General features: G+C 42.5%; 15 protein-coding genes. All 15 read right to left on the bottom strand.

What is annotated here, in order from left to right; all coding sequences use genetic code 11:
* Positions 1-18: 18 nt before the first annotated feature.
* The gene (locus ACQV1I_RS02085) at positions 19-2727 is read right to left on the bottom strand and encodes a calcium-translocating P-type ATPase, SERCA-type (RefSeq protein WP_236645927.1); all 2709 of its coding nucleotides are present in this window, start codon (positions 2725-2727) and stop codon (positions 19-21) included.
* Between the two features lie 260 nt (positions 2728-2987).
* Entirely contained in the window at positions 2988-3635 is a 648-nt protein-coding gene (ytaF, locus tag ACQV1I_RS02080) for a sporulation membrane protein YtaF (protein ID WP_116335279.1), read from the bottom strand.
* Between the two features lie 214 nt (positions 3636-3849).
* Positions 3850-4281, bottom strand: coding sequence for a BrxA/BrxB family bacilliredoxin (locus tag ACQV1I_RS02075; protein ID WP_018673826.1), 432 nt, complete (start codon positions 4279-4281; stop codon positions 3850-3852).
* Between the two features lie 84 nt (positions 4282-4365).
* On the bottom strand, positions 4366-6018 hold the full coding sequence (rnjA, locus tag ACQV1I_RS02070; protein WP_116335278.1) for a ribonuclease J1: 1653 nt from the start codon (positions 6016-6018) through the stop codon (positions 4366-4368).
* Between the two features lie 324 nt (positions 6019-6342).
* Positions 6343-7119: a phosphate ABC transporter ATP-binding protein PstB gene (gene pstB / locus ACQV1I_RS02065; protein WP_094701778.1), complete on the bottom strand. Its 777-nt coding sequence runs from the start codon at positions 7117-7119 to the stop codon at positions 6343-6345.
* Positions 7120-7137: 18 nt separating this feature from the next.
* A complete protein-coding gene (gene pstA / locus ACQV1I_RS02060; protein ID WP_116335277.1) occupies positions 7138-8028 on the bottom strand; it encodes a phosphate ABC transporter permease PstA in 891 nt (296 codons plus the stop codon).
* The gene (gene pstC, locus ACQV1I_RS02055) at positions 8028-9014 is read right to left on the bottom strand and encodes a phosphate ABC transporter permease subunit PstC (protein ID WP_094701780.1); all 987 of its coding nucleotides are present in this window, start codon (positions 9012-9014) and stop codon (positions 8028-8030) included. Before pstC ends, pstA begins: the two co-directional genes overlap by 1 nt.
* 50 nt (positions 9015-9064) lie before the next feature.
* Positions 9065-9997 (bottom strand): phosphate ABC transporter substrate-binding protein, encoded by a 933-nt coding sequence (locus ACQV1I_RS02050; RefSeq protein ID WP_094701781.1) that lies wholly within the window; start codon positions 9995-9997, stop codon positions 9065-9067.
* 253 nt (positions 9998-10250) lie between these two features.
* A complete protein-coding gene (locus ACQV1I_RS02045) occupies positions 10251-10871 on the bottom strand; it encodes an SCO family protein (RefSeq protein ID WP_094701782.1) in 621 nt (206 codons plus the stop codon).
* 10 nt (positions 10872-10881) lie between these two features.
* Positions 10882-11304: a hypothetical protein gene (locus ACQV1I_RS02040; RefSeq protein ID WP_116335276.1), complete on the bottom strand. Its 423-nt coding sequence runs from the start codon at positions 11302-11304 to the stop codon at positions 10882-10884.
* Between the two features lie 19 nt (positions 11305-11323).
* Positions 11324-11635 (bottom strand): rhodanese-like domain-containing protein, encoded by a 312-nt coding sequence (locus ACQV1I_RS02035; RefSeq protein ID WP_018673834.1) that lies wholly within the window; start codon positions 11633-11635, stop codon positions 11324-11326.
* A 120-nt stretch (positions 11636-11755) separates the two neighbouring features.
* A complete protein-coding gene (locus ACQV1I_RS02030) occupies positions 11756-12775 on the bottom strand; it encodes a cytochrome d ubiquinol oxidase subunit II (RefSeq protein ID WP_094701785.1) in 1020 nt (339 codons plus the stop codon).
* 19 nt (positions 12776-12794) lie between these two features.
* A complete protein-coding gene (locus ACQV1I_RS02025; RefSeq protein WP_116335275.1) occupies positions 12795-14111 on the bottom strand; it encodes a cytochrome ubiquinol oxidase subunit I in 1317 nt (438 codons plus the stop codon).
* 375 nt (positions 14112-14486) lie between these two features.
* Positions 14487-15065, bottom strand: coding sequence for a signal peptidase I (lepB, locus tag ACQV1I_RS02020; protein ID WP_094701787.1), 579 nt, complete (start codon positions 15063-15065; stop codon positions 14487-14489).
* Between the two features lie 49 nt (positions 15066-15114).
* Entirely contained in the window at positions 15115-16158 is a 1044-nt protein-coding gene (locus tag ACQV1I_RS02015) for a hypothetical protein (protein WP_116335274.1), read from the bottom strand.
* Positions 16159-16215 lie beyond the last annotated feature (57 nt).

The following is a 16215-nucleotide window of genomic DNA, read 5'->3' as shown; positions in this document are numbered from 1 at the left end:
GGCGAGAGTACGTTTCTACTAGTTGATTTTATAAGCCTCTTTGGGCTGTGAAGAACGCAGAGCTCCCCCCATACCAGCAACAAAAGTAGGAATTCCTGCTGCGACAAAGATTAAAGCCCAATCCCGTAACGAGAGATAGGTTGTTTTAAATACTGGCTGCATTACATCCCAGTAAATAACGACTAGTACTAAAGCCATTGACGATAACACTGCCCAGACCAAGTACTTGTTGCTAAATGGGTTGCGGTGGAAAACGGAATGCTCACTACGACAATCAAATACATGAATGAGTTGTGCAAGAACTAAAGTAGCGAACGCTACCGTTTGGGCGTGGGTTAGGTCATTCGGATTTTCATGATACGCAACGACAAACGCTCCTAGGGTCATCAATCCAATTAAAAAACCCCGACTAATAATCTTCCAGCCCAATCCACGGCCAAAAATATTTTCATGTTTTTTGCGCGGTTTATGTCGCATAGTGTCTCCTTCAGACGGATCGATCCCTAATGCCATAGCAGGTAGTCCGTCGGTTACCAAATTGACCCATAGGATTTGAATAGGAAGTAATGGTAACGGAAGTCCCATTAGCATAGCGAAAAACATGACTAAAATCTCTCCTACATTTGACGCAAGTAAGTAACGAATAAATTTTCGTATATTATCATAGATGTTTCGCCCTTCTTCTACAGCAGAAACAATGGTAGCAAAATTATCGTCTCGCAATACCAGAGATGCTGCTTCCTTAGTAACATCTGTTCCCGTAATTCCCATCGCAATCCCAATATCAGAAGCCTTGATGGCAGGTGCATCATTTACACCATCACCTGTCATTGCTACAATATGACCACAGCTTTGCAATGCCTTGACAATACGCAACTTATGCTCCGGAGACACACGGGCATAAACATATACCTTGTCAACAGTTCGCACCAGTTCCTCCTCAGTCATCTCATCAATTGTGGCTCCTTCCAGCACATGGCTGTTCCCTTCTTGAAACAGACCAATCTGACGTCCAATCGCTTCTGCGGTTATTTTATGATCTCCTGTTATCATCACTGTTTTAATTCCTGCTTGGCGACACAACTGGATAGCAGACTTTACTTCTTGACGTGGAGGATCTATCATGCCAACCATCCCCACAAATATGAGATTTGTTTCTAATGCAGATGGTGTTTCACCTGTTATATAGTTTTGGAGTGACCTGTAAGCAAAGCCTAGAACTCGCAGGGCCCCACTCGCCATCTCTTCTGTCTGCTTAGCAACTGCGATACGATGAGCAGTTGTAAGAGGTACAATCTCCCCTTGCCAGTATATGTGGGAGGAGTGCTGTAGCAGAGCCTCGACAGCTCCTTTGGTTAGCAATTCGGTTTTCCCATCTGGTGATTGTTCTACCACAGACATCATTTTACGTTCAGAATCAAATGGTAATTCATCAATACGAATGGTAGGCTCGTCTTGTTTTTTACCCTCCTTCAATCCCTTGTAAGCTAAAGTAAGTAGGGCTCCCTCAGTCGGATCTCCAATTACATTCCATGTCGAAATATTCTTAGATAAAAATAACTTGGAGCGTTCCTTTTGCTGAGCATTTACTAATTTTGCATTATTGCATTTTTCTGCTATTTGACAAATTTGGGATAGTCCTTGATCTATCGTTGCCCTGATTGAATTTCCTTGCCATATAATTTCCCCATTTGGCTCATAGCCATTACCAGTTACATCAAAGCTTTTTCCGCTATGCCAAAGATGAGTTACTGTCATTTTATTTTCAGTAAGGGTCCCAGTTTTATCAGAGCAAATAACTGACGCACAACCAAGAGTTTCGACGGAGGGAAGCTTGCGAACGATAGCATTTCTCTTGATCATTCTCTGCACACCTAGAGCTAGGGCTACTGTTACAATTGCAGGCAATCCTTCTGGTATAGCAGCTACAGCGAGGCTGACCCCTGAGAGAAACATTGTCATTAATTCTTGTCCATGCCAAACCCCTGCTACAATGACAAAGATCGTGAGTATCAGTGCAATCCAGACGAGCGTTTTCCCCATCTGTTCCAATTTAATCTGTAAGGGAGTTTCTAACTTATCAGCTTGATTGATCAAGTGCGCAATTTTTCCTATCTCGGTAGACATGCCTATTTCAATAACAATTCCCTTTCCAGTTCCGCCAGCTACCATAGTTCCCATAAAGGCTACGTTTTTCTGGTCACCTAGTGGAACCGCTCCTGTTGATTCAATAACCTTAGCTGTTTTCATTACTGCTATCGATTCTCCAGTAAGCGTAGACTCCTCTATCTCCAGCCGATTGGCATTAACCAGTCTCATATCAGCAGGAACACGGTCACCTGCTTCAAGAAGTATAAGATCCCCTGGGACCAATAAAGTAGCAGGTATCATGTCCAAGTTTCCGCTACGAATCACACGAGCCATAGGAGATGCCATATCTTTTAAAGCGTTTAACGAACTTTCTGCTTTAGCTTCCTGAATAAAACCTAATACGCCATTTAAAAAAATGATAGCAATGATAGTGATAGCGTCTAGGTACTCCCCTAAGAAAAAGGAAAGGATGGTGGCAACCACTAGAACTCCCACCATAAAATCTTTAAACTGATTCATAAATACAACATAGAGTGGAACTTTTTCGGCCTCAGCAAGTTGATTTTTACCATATTTTTGTCTACGAGTAGCCGTTTCCTCCTGTGTTAAACCGTTATGAACATCACTGCCTGTCATACTGGGTAATTCCGCTAGAGGGACTTGGTACCACGGTTTATTCGGCTTCAATACAATCTCCTCCAATGCTCTTCTTCAACTTATTCTCATATCTATGCAGACAAGCCGATTAGTATGAAAAAAGCTTAAAGATGAAAAACATCGGACGTACGAAGCTCTTTTACAGCAGCAATCCCATGTGATAGTCGACAGTCCATTTGATCGAAAAAGCTTCGGTTCCTTCACTTGAGAATGGATACCGAAGCTTTCCGTTCGTCTCCTCACCATTTAAAAAGACCAATACCTATTAACAGGATCGCCGGAAGAAATGATAGCCTCTGGAACCATCCGACCGACGAAAAACGACGTCCCACCTTTATTCCCGCCCACAGTAAGATAATACTGGTTAAGGCCACCCATAGAGAGGTGAATAGAGGTGCAAACCCCAATAACGTTAAACTAATTCCAGAACCAAACGCATCAAGAGACAATGCCAAACCTAGCATGACCGCTTCCGTGCCTACGATATGTCCCGAATGATCTGTATCCGCTCTGGCTGGATCACGTAAAATGTGTATCATTAATCCAAACATTCTTATCGTCCAGCGAAACTCCCGATATGTTGGCTTCTCCTTTACAGGTAGAATATCCGATGGCTTCTGTTTTTCTACCATCATCTTCCAAAAAGTTAAACCACCAATCAGAATAAGTACGGTTGCTCCAATTTTAGAGCTTAGTTCAGACGTTACCCAATATTGAAGCCATTGTCCTATTGTCATAGAAACAAAGATGACGGTAAAGGAACACAGACCAATTACCATAAAAGAAAGAAACGGCATCTTCATTTTACGTAAACCGTATGACATCCCAACGCCAAAACCATCCAAGCTGATCGCTAAACAAATCAGCATTAGCGACAATACCCCCATGTCGATATCCACCTCTGCTTTCATCCCATCATATGAAGGAAAGCTGGGGGCTGGTTCCTTTAGCGCCTAAAGTATTTTTGCTGTTGTCTATGCACCACTGTACGCCTTCTAGGCATTCGTATCACATCTTCCCTCATACCCTATTACAACAGGGATACGTCATAAATGAAAAACGTCCATTCCTATTTGGAATGGACGTTACATTTCCTACTATCTATTTGCAATGTTGATCAAAGGCATCAGTTAGGAGCTTCGCAATGGATTCAAGTTCATTGCCTTCAATTTGATGGCGTTCAACCATTGCTACCAGCTTACCATCCTTCAATAGCGCATAAGATGGTGAAGATGGTGGGTATCCTTCAAAATACTCGCGAGCTTTAGCAGTTGCTTCCTTATCTTGACCAGCAAAAACCGTGTAGAAATGGTCTGGCTTGGATTCATGGCGAGTCGAATAGATAGCTGCGGGACGAGCCAATCCTGCTGCACAGCCGCATACAGAGTTAACCACTACCAATGCAGTTCCTTTTAACTCCGAGAAAGTCGCTTCTACTTCATCTGCTGTGCGAAGTTCTTCAAATCCAGCATTAGTTAGCTCATCTCGCATTGGTTGAATAACTTGGCTCATATATGCTTCATAAGACATCATAATCGTTCAACTCTCCTTTACATACATACATTTCTTCTATTATACCTGTTCTCGTATCAATCGAGTACAGCCGATCTGCATTTATTACACTTCCATTACAATGGTAAGAATCATCGGGTTACGTCCGGTTTTTTCAAAGATGAATGGCTTTAATACCTGATTAATCTGGGCTTTCAATTCAGACCACTCTCTCACTTTGCGGTCTAAAGCTTCCAATAACTTGTGTTTGACTAAACCAGTAGCTTCCTGAATGAGAGATTCAGAACCCCTAACATAGACAAAACCACGACTTACGATATCTGGTCCAGTTAAAAGCTTGAATTGTTTCATATCGATACTAACCACAACAACCATTAAACCATCCTCTGCAAGATGCTTACGATCGCGTAACACGATATTACCAACATCTCCAATACCGCTACCATCAATAAGGACGATACCTGCTGTCACTTTGCTCGTCACACGCCCTGATTCTCGGGTACAAGAAACGACATCCCCATTATCAATAATAAAGATGTTCTCAGACTCTACGCCCACCTGTTCAGCTAATCTAGCGTGTTGTTTCAGCATCCGATACTCTCCATGGATTGGAATAAAGTATGTAGGACTCAAAAAGCTGAGCATAAGACGCAATTCTTCACTACTACCATGACCCGAAGCATGAATATCGAATGCAGTGTTTTGTACCACATTAGCCCCAGCACGATATAACTTATCAATAATGCGACTTACATTGACCGTATTTCCCGGAATTGGCGACGCAGAGATAATCACTGTATCGTCGGGATAGATATGAACAGAACGGTGTGAACCAGACGCGATACGCGTTAACGCCGCCATCGGTTCTCCCTGACTACCCGTACAAATAATTAATACCTTGTTATCAGAGTAATTATCAATGTTTTTAATATCAATCTGACATCCCTCGGGCACCTGGATATAGCCTAGTTCCTGTCCAATCATGAAGGCTTTTTCCATGCTTCGACCGATAACAGCAATCTTCCGGTCATCCGCCACTGCGGCATCCACAACCTGTTGCAAACGATGGACATTGGAAGCAAAGGTCGCCAAGATAATACGACCTCGTGCTTTGCTAACAACATCCATAATGCTATCGCCAACCATACGCTCTGACATTGTAAAACCAGGGCGTTCGCTGTTGGTGCTATCAGACATCAAGGCTAGTACACCATTTTTTCCGATGCGGGCAATTTTTCCAAACTCAGTAGGACGTCCTACTGGTGTCAGGTCAAATTTAAAATCCCCTGTGTGAACTACTGTTCCTTCTGGAGTTTCAATCGCAACGCCAAACGAATCAGGAATACTATGATTAGTACGGAAGAAAGAAACAGAGAGATTTTCAAATGGTAAAATCGTATCTTCAAACACAGGTACCATCTTTACATCATTTTGCATACGGTGCTCTTCAAGCTTAGCCTTTACTAATCCAAGTGTCAGGCGTCCACCATAGATCGTTGCCTGGATTTGTTTTAACACATAGGGAATAGCACCAATATGATCTTCATGTCCATGAGTAAGTACCATAGCCTTGATCTTGTGCTGGTTTTCAATTAGGTAAGAAACATCTGGTATCACCAAATCTATCCCAAACATTTCAGTCTCAGGAAACTTTACGCCACAGTCGATGATGATAATCTCATCCTCGTACTCCACGCAATACATATTTTTACCAATTTCCCCCAGACCACCTAAACCAAAAATTTTAACCTCACTCAAAAAAATACCTCCTACAAATACGATGTGGGCCGTTCTATGCACTCTGCTTTTATAGTAACATAATTTTCATATGGATAGTTGTATTCTCCCAAGGCTTTCACACTTTCACTTTCCTTCCACTAAAAAATTAGTATACTCATTTTGTCTATAAAACAGACTAAAAAAAGAAAGAATCCGTAAAAAACAGGCCATTGTCATGCCTAATCACAAAAAAAGCGGATTTGTACCCTTACAACCACCATATATCGTTATGCTTTCCTGTTATATAAAAAAACCAGCAAGGACTAAAAGCCATGCTGGTTTTTGCTTTTGTATTACTTTATTTTAACCAAAACGGCCACTAAGATAATCGGCTGTTTCTGCTCGCTTCGGATCATTGAATAAATTGTTAGTTGAAGCTTTCTCCACTAGCTCTCCCATGAGAAAGAAAGCCGTCTCATCTGCTACTCGTACAGCCTGATGCATATTATGAGTCACAATGACAATCGTATAATCCTGTTTCAACTGGATGATAAGCTCTTCAATCTTCGAAGTAGAAATTGGGTCTAACGCTGAACACGGCTCATCTAAGAGCAGAACTCCCGGCTTCATTGCGATTGCTCGTGCTAAGCATAGACGTTGCTGCTGACCACCAGACAGAGCTAGGGCGGAATCATTCAACCGATCCTTCACTTCATCCCATAGTGCAGCCTTTCGTAAGCTTTCTTCCACTATATAGTTCAATTCGGCCTTATTTGACGTCCCGTGAAATCGTGGTGCAAATGCAATATTTTCATAGATGGATTTTTGGAAGGGATTCGCACGTTGGAACAGCATTCCCACCGATTGACGAAGTCCCTCCTTATTTACCGAAGAACCATAAATATCCGCTCCATCTAGCAAAAGTCTTCCTGTCACACGACAACCTCTAATCTCTTCGTTCATTCGGTTAATCGTGCGTAAAAAGCTAGATTTCCCACAACCCGACGGACCGATCAGCGCCGTTACTGTATTGCGCTCCATTTGGATGTTAATATTTTTTACAGCATGTTTATCACCATAAAACACGGACAAGCTCTCCGCTTCAATAATAGCTGTTTTCTGGGCAATTGTTATTGGCATGATTGATTCCCCTCTTCCTTACGCGGCAATTTTGGTTAAACGTTTATGCAACCAACGGCCAAACCAACGTGCCCCACCATTAAACAGTAGAACTGCGATCACTAGAATAGCTGCCGCTCCATCCGCAATTTCCCGTGCATCTGCAACGAGACCTTCCGCATTAATTTTCCAGATGTGCACAGCCAAAGACTCTGCTGGACGGAATACGTTCCATGGAGAAGAAGGGCTACTTGGGTCAAAATTATTGAATTGGATATCAGGGGAGGTCATACCCGCTGTAAACAGTAACGCCGCCGCTTCTCCAAATACGCGCCCAGAAGCAAGTACAAATCCTGTAATCAAGCCAGGCAACGCAGCAGGTAATAGGACCGAAACAATTGTTTTCCATTTCGTTACACCTAATGCATAGCTGGCTTCCTTCTGGTCTTGTGGGACAGAACGCAAGGCATCCTCTGTAATACGGACGATTAATGGTAGATTAAATACAGTCAGAGCCATCGCACCAGAGATCAATGAATATCCCCAGCCTGTCATACTAACAAAAAGCAACAGTCCAAACATACCTACAACAATGGACGGCAGGGAAGAAAGTACCTCAATAGACATACGAATCATTTGCACCCACTTTCGATCAGGTGCGTATTCAGCCAAGTAAATTCCTGCGCCAAGCCCAATAGGAACAGCGAAGCACATAGTTAAAACCAATAAATATAGGGAGTTAAATAGCTGTGGACCAATTCCTCCACCTGCGTTTAACATGTCAGGCGGGGATGTGATAAAATTCCAATTTAATTTTGCTGCCCCTTTGCTGATCACAAAACCTAAAAGACCAATCAACATAGCAATTAAGAGAATAGCAATTCCAGTTAGTAGGAGGGTGGCAATTTTATCCTTTTGCTTGTTAGTCATTATTTTGCCCCCTTCTTTCTACCGATTAAGCGAACCACCAAGATAAACAATAGGGACATAGCCAACAGAACCAAGCACATGGACCAAAGCGCATTATGGTAAGGAGTACCTGGGATCGTATTTCCCATATTTAATGTGATACCACTTGTCAGAGTAATCGACGGATCGAATAAACCTCCAGGTAGCTTCATCGTATTTCCGATAACCATTTGGACAGCTAACGCCTCACCGAAGGCCCGAGCCATACCAAGAACAACACCTGTCAGACAACCAGAACGTGCTGTATATAGCACAACATGGCGAATCGTTTGCCAACGAGTAGCACCTAGCGCTAGCGAGGCATTGCGTAATTCCTGTGGCACAGTGGCGATTGCATCAGCCGCAACACTGGTCACAGTGGGCAGGATCATAATTGCTAGAACAATTCCCCCTGCAAGTAAGCTAAATCCTAAAATATCAAATTGACTGCGAAGAAACGGAACAAGCAAGGTAAGACCTACATATCCGTATACAACCGATGGAATTCCAACTAACAACTCCATAACTGGCTTCAATACCTTTTGACCAAACTTGGGAGCAATCTCCGTCATATACACAGCTGCTCCAATACCTAAAGGGGCTGCAATCATTGTTGCAATCAATGTAACTCCAAAGGAACCTAGTATAAAGGCTACTGCTCCAAATTGACCTGGCTCTGCTTCCGGGTCCCATTTTGTACCGGTAAAAAATTGCGACACGCTAACCCCGTCCACCATAAAGGTAGCGAGGCCACGCGAAGCAATAAAATAGAGGATGGAGAGCGTTAGAAGGCCTAACAATCCCGCACAGACAGCTGTAATCAGCTTCCCTGCTTTTTCTTCCCATTCATGTTTTTTATTGATGTGGAACCGGTCGGAAAGTTTTTTGGCAGAAGCGGAGTTTCTCATTTGCCCCGCTCTTACTGTTGTTCCCTGCTGTAACAGTGTTGTTCTTTGCTCAGCGCTCACTAAACGCTCCCCCTTTAATTAGTTACCCTTTTTCTGAGCTACACGTTTCTCTATTTTTGTGTAATCTCACCCTTAGCTGTTCTTTCCACCTTCATGGCAGAGGCTGGGATGTATTTCAATTCTTGTACGATTCCTGTTTGTACTTCGTCACTTGCCATAAATTCCAAGAACTCTTTTTGCGCACCAGTTGGCTCACCTTTTGTATACATGTGCTGATAAGCCCACACTTTATATTTATTCGTTACGATGTTTTCTGTTGTAGCTTCTACACCATCTAGTTTTACTGCTTTAACAGTGTCATTTAGATATGAAGTACCAAGGTATCCGATTGCCCCAGGTGTTTCAGCAATAATTTTGCGAACTGTACCGGAAGAATCCTCTGTGATACCTTCAGCTTCCTCTGCACCATCCAAAGCATATTGTACGAAAGTAGCACGAGTACCAGAGTTTTTCGGACGGTTGACCAATGTAACCTTTTGATCTGCTCCACCGACTTCTTTCCAGTTCGTTACTTTGCCTGTAAAGATATCAATTAATTGTTGCTTTGTTAGATTATCTACACCCGCCTTAGAATGAGCCACAGCTGCCATACCTACTACAGCAATTTTGTGATCTACCAATTGGTCAGCAGGAATTCCTTTCTTTTCTTCCGCAAAAATATCAGAGTTTCCGATAGTAGATGCACCATTGGCCACCTGGCTCAAACCCGTACCACTACCTCCACCTTGCACTTGAATTTGCACTTGCTGATTTTTCTCCATAAATTTCTTAGCTGCTTGCTCTACTAACGGCTGCATTGCTGTGGACCCTACAGCTGTGATAGAACCGCTGCTGGCTGTATTTGTATCTGTTTTCGTTTCTGTTTTGGCTGGTGCTGGTGTAGCCGGTGCTGTCGCATTAGAAGTGCCTCCCGCTCCGCAGCCAGTTAAAAGTAAACCTACAGATAGCATACCTGCCATAAGAATGGATGAAATCTTTTTCAAAGGAAATCCCCCTCGTCGCCTTCAATCATTTGATTTCTTTTACACTCTCATCCTACCTCCCTAGCTTAAAGCTAGGATGAACGTAACGTAAAAGGAGTGTTAAGGATTGTTAAGGTTTTATGTAGGTAAGTTTGAAGGAAGCGCTTTTTGGGTAAGAAAAAAGCTGCCATATACTCTTGGCAGCTTTCACATTCTTTTCTAGCTATTTTAAAGGAATTGAAATAGTGAACTACTTCAACATCTATTGAATCTCTTACTCTTTGACTAGTTTTTTCATTTCTCGCAAAATCTTTTCTTTGTCCATATCATCCGCCATACCATATATCTGACGAATATTTTGATTTTTGTCTAACAGGAATGTCTTCATGGTATGTACATATAAGCCGTCTTTTTGCTTCTCTGCCCCGATCCAGAAATCGTTCAATATAGGCTTCATAATGTCATCTGGTCCACGTAGGAATTGCCAGCCGCTTGGATCAGCTTGAACTGCTTTCGCATATTTCTGTAATGCTTCTGGAGTATCGTTCTCATAATCAAATGTGACCGAAATAAACTCTATGTCTTTTCCATACATCCCATCTTCTTTTAATTTATTCTGTAAATCCACCATATGTTGCGTGGTAAGCGGACATACGTCGGGACAACGTAAAAAAATGAATGAGATGAGGCGGACTTTACCATTGGAATCAGAAAGTTTGACATTCTGCCCGTCCATACGCTCCAACGTAAAATCTTGAACTTTCTTAATAATTGGCATATCAGCCGTAGAAAAATAGCTCTTGTACAAAACACTGCCTACAGCGATCAGAATAATAATAACTCCAAAGATGGGCAACCACTTTCGATAGAGGCTCCCTGCTGTTACATCCTCCATTTTTATCCCCCTACTCTTTTATCTCGTAGTTGTATAGAAACGTGTGCACTTTGCCTTGATCATCTTTCCATTCCAGCGTGCTCTGCCATTCGCCAGGCATCATAATATGAGGGCCGGATTCTTGCCAATGTGTTTCCTTTTGCTTCTTTAACTCCTTTTCACTTTTACCATGAGTATCCATGCTAGGCATCTCAAAATGCAAGACAGCTCCTTGCCCTGATTCCGCTTGCGCTTTGTCATTGGTAATCGTGACTGTGTACGTATTAACTCCAGCTATTCCCGGCTTTATTTCCAGCTTCGCCTGATAACCATCTTGGGTGGCTTGCAATTCGATAGTGCCTTCCTTCTTATCGCTGCCACCACAACCTGCTACGACGAGTAACAGAAACATTGCTCCAAGCCAGCCCAACCATTTCATCTGTTGTTTCGGCATGTTACTCCCCCACTTTACTTTAGCGAGCAATCTCTCCTGGCCAAGCCAGCATGCCGCCTTCCATATTGACTGCTTCAATTCCATTATGCTTTAAAAATTCACAAGCATGGTAGCTTCTTGCTCCACTTCGGCATACCATGATGATTTCTTTGGAAGTATCAAATCGGTCCAGAGAAGCTGGTACATCATTTAAGGGAATTAAGATCGCTTCTGCAATATGACCTGCTACCCACTCTTCTGGTTCTCTCACATCAATAATTTGAATAGCAGCCTTCTCCTTTACTTTCGTCAACACCTCTTCAGGTGTAATTTCCCTCACGATATTACTCATCAATAATATCCTCCTCATTTTACGATAATTCAAATATATCATATGTCCCCTATAGAAAAAAAAGAGAAGCAGCCCCAAACTGCTGGAGTACTTCTCTTGTCAAAAATTGTTAACAAATTACTAGTTTTTCTTGTCCCCTTTGACGTATTTAGCGTCAAATAAGAAGAGCCTCATCAACAAAATAAGCGAAGGAACTAATAAACACAGCCCTGCTATGAATCCAATGACCAGTGCTTTCCCCATCTCTGGACTGTTAATACTATCAGTGATTGTGATGTAGGGATACAACAAGTAAGGCAAATGCGCTTTACCATATCCGAAGAAAGCAAAGAAAAACTGTAGCATGACCGCAATAAACGCCCAACCATACGCTCGTCGTTTATACAATAAAAAGGTGGCTATCATAAACCAAATAAAAGATACGACGAAAAACCAGCCGTTTTCCAGCATTTTGGCATAATGCTCTGGGTTATGAATCTGAATGGTCCAAAACACAAGCAAGCTAGCAATAATAGTTGGAAGAGACCAGATCATTGCATAAGAGTGCAACATCTTGGTCGCGCCCTTGTCACCTGCTTTGTTAGCATAAAAGGTCAAAAAGGTTGCACTAATAAATAATACGCTGACTAAAGCAAGTAATATAACAGCATATGTGTAAGGTGTTGCCAGCATTTTACCCATTAACAGATGGATCTTATTGCCTTCTTCCACAATAAATCCACCCTCTGATGCTACAAGAACGGTAGATAAAGCAGCAGGAAGCAACAAGCCCGTAATCCCATAAATTCCATAATAAAATGTACTGTCTCTAGCCCCGTAATGCGCAAATGCATAGAAAGAACCACGTAATGACAACAACACTAAAGCTAAACTACCGGGGATTAATAACGCTGTGCCGTAATAATAAGCTGTGTCTGGGAAAAAGCCGACAATCCCCACAATAAAGAAGATTAAAAACACATTTGTAACTTCCCAGACAGGAGACAAATAGCGCTGAATAATTCCGTTCACGATGTGGTCCTTCTTGCGGCGTCTAGAATAGTAAGCAAAAAATCCCGCTCCAAAGTCAATGGAAGCAATGATCAGATAGCCATACAGGAAAATCCAAAGTATGGTAATCCCAAGAAGTGCAAGCGTCATGTATTCCTACCTCCCCGTCCTATTTTTCCAGTTCCAATTCGACTGGTTTATCTTTGAACATTCGCTTCAGGACAAGGGCGCACACCGTTCCCAGAAAGGCGTACAGCAAGCAGAAAAGAATGAGCATTTCACCGACATTATTTGCCGTCGTCGCTGCATGCATCGTTCGTAAATAACCATTTAATATCCAAGGTTGTCTACCAATCTCCGCAAACATCCAGCCAAATTCAATCGCTAAAAATCCGAGTGGAGCTCCAAGAGCAGAAGCCCACAAAATCCATTTAGGTGGTACTCGCTTCCGTACTTTTACAATCAAGAAGTAAAGCACTGGAACTAATGCCATATATCCGCCAATGGCTGCCATACTATCAAACAGATAATGAATAAACAGTGGAGGCCATTCATCGCGGGGAATGTCATTTAACCCCACCACTACGCCATTTGGGGAATTAGTCGCTAAAATACTCAAGGCATAGGGTACCTTAATTGCATACTTAACCTCTTGCTTTTCTTTATCCAAAACACCACCAAACACAAATTCTGCCTTGTCAGTGGTTTCAAAATGCCATTCTGCTGCCGCTAGCTTCGCAGGTTGATACTCGGCTAGGAATTTACCAGCGATATCTCCCCACACAGCAGTCCCCATGGAAAAGATAAACGCAAGTGTCAGTGACAGGTTAAGTGCTTTTTTGTGATAGGAATGCGTCTTCCCCTTCAGTATGCTTAGGGCAGCGATTGCAGCCATCACATAGGCACTAGTGGCATAAGCAGCAAAGACCATATGCCCCACCTTAGAAGGTGTAGCTGGATTAAACATCGCTACCATCGGTTGAATATCACGCAGTACTCCATCCACTAGGGTGAAGCCCTGCGGCGTATTCATAAAAGCATTCACTGTCATAATGAAGAAAGCAGAACCAGTGGAACCAATTATCACTGGAATAGAGATAAGCCAGTGAAGATACGGATTCTTAAATCGGTCCCATGTATAAATATAAATGCCTAAGAAAATTGCTTCAAAGAAGAACATAAACGTTTCTAAAAACAGCGGTAATGCTATTACTTCTCCGGCCAATTTCATAAATGATGGCCACAAAAGACTTAATTGTAACCCGATACAGGTTCCTGTCACTACCCCAACTGCTACTGTCACAGTAAATCCTCGTGTCCAACGGCGTGCCATTAATAGATAAGCTTTGTCTTTTTTACGAATTCCAATAAACTCGGCAATAGAGATAACCAAAGGAATACCTACACCCATTGAAGCAAAAATAATATGAAACCCCAGTGTCACGGATGTTAGTATTCGAGCTAACATAGTACTATCCAGATCCAATCGTACTCCCCCCTCATACCATAAATCATTCTCTTACAGTGTGAATTTTATCACACATACTCAACATTTATGTTAAAAACTATCGTTATGTTGTGAACAATGCAGGGCGAATTTTTGTCGAATTTGTAGCTAGTGTTTATTTGTGAATAAACTATGTCTAGCCCATGCCATCTTTTCTAAAACTGATTAAATAAAGCTTGATTTCCTTCTACTTCTATCAATCTATTTATAAAAAATTGGGAATGGACTAGCTTTCTTAGTATAGCTAGCCCAAGCTACTATTATGTTTAAGAAAAGAAAAATCCAGCCTTATGCCAAAGGCTGGATTCTACAAGTATTCGTTATCGATACTTCAAAACAGTGTGTTATATTCTTTTACAATTCTATAGGCTTAGCTACTCGATAAAAGGGAAACAGCGATAAGGAAACATAACCCTTAATATCTGTAATAGGTATTTGACCAATGCTAGGATCACGGCTATCCATACTTTCACCCAATGTTCGATTATCTCCTAACACAAACATGTGATCCTGAGAAATTGTAAGTGGAGCTATATCCTCCGATACGCCTTGCGTATATAGTTCTGGCAGAGGGCTATCATTCACATAGACGACTCCTTTTTCAATTTTCACCGTATCACCAGGCAAACCAATAATTCTTTTTATGATTTCGTACCCCTTCGCTTCCTCATGAATAACCACTACATCACCAAAAGCTGGCTTTGCAAAATGAGTCGGAATTTTATTCAACAGGACGATACTTCCATCCTGCATGGTAGGATCCATCGAATGACCAACTACCCTTGTAAGACCAATGCTATTTATCATAAGAAAGTAACCGACTGCTAATACCAGAAAAAAACGTAGCCAACTGAAAAGCTCAGATTGGAATGACTTTTTAGGTTGGTTAGGTGCGTCATCATTTTCTTTTGTTTTTAGTTTTATCATTTCCATCCTTAACACCTTTTTCTTATAGAGTGGTAGTTTTCTCATTATGAATAGATCATGGTGTTGGGAGTGGTTCTTGCGCTGTGTTTGTTGGGTCTGGAATATCTGCTGGGCGCTCCTGACTCTCTCTTGGATCAGGTCCCTCTACAGTTAGGATTGACTTCTCATCTGGTGGCATTTCCTGATGTTGTTCAGGTGCCGGCTGGTGCGATTCGCTCGGGTTTGGTGCTGGTGCCGGCTGTTGCGGCTCGCTTGGATTTGGCACTGGTGCCGGCTGTTGCGATTCGCTCGGGTTTGGCACTGGTGCCGGCTGTTGTGGCTCACTTGGATTTGGCACTGGTGCCGGCTGTTGCGGCTCACTTGGATTTGGCACTGGTGCCGGCTGTTGTGGCTCGCTTGGATTTGGCACTGGTGCTGGCTGTTGCGGCTCGCTTGGGTTTGGTACTGGTGCCGGCTGTTGCGGCTCGCTTGGGTTTGGTACTGGTGCCGGCAGTTGTGGCTCGCTTGGATTTGGCACTGGTGCTGGCTGTTGCGGCTCGCTTGGGTTTGGTACAGATACTGGTGGTACTTCTGGCGTTGGAACCGGCGTGCCTCCCTTTACAGGTGGTGGAGGTGGAGTTGGAATAAACTCCAGGGAAGGAGCTTCATAACTGTCCGCCAAGTCCTTCATTGCATGTTTAGCGCTACTTAGAATGGCATCCATTTTTCTTTCTACTTGCCGTTTATCCTTTTCATTGGAGATATCCAGATTATCGATTAGGATACCGGCATAATCTGCTAAAGATGTAAGTCGTGCTGCTCTTTCTTCCACAGTGAATTGCTTTAAATCTTCAGCCGATTCTAGAAGTTTTCGTTGGATTTCTGCCTTCAAGCGCTCCTTTTGTACTTGCGTCTCCGTTTTTAGGGCATCAGTTACCGATTGCTTGGCTGTCTCGGCACTTTGTGCATACCATCCTTGTAATAATTGCGTAACATCCACATCAGCATAGGCAACACCCATCGTTAGACCAAAACACATGCTTAAAGAAACAAATCCAAGGAAAATTCGTTTTCGCACTTTATTACGCCGTTGCTTTTCTTTTTTTGATCTACTTAACACATCTTTTCCCCCTTAATGGGCATTGTCAGAGCTTACAACAGAAGCTCTGACAATGTA

Origin of the sequence: Brevibacillus sp. JB24b (assembly GCF_051713385.1) — a bacterium.
GTDB classification, from domain to species: Bacteria; Bacillota; Bacilli; order Brevibacillales; family Brevibacillaceae; genus Brevibacillus_B; species Brevibacillus_B laterosporus.
The sequence above is the reverse complement of the archived record's forward strand: the minus strand, read 5'-3'. Positions and strand labels throughout refer to the sequence as shown.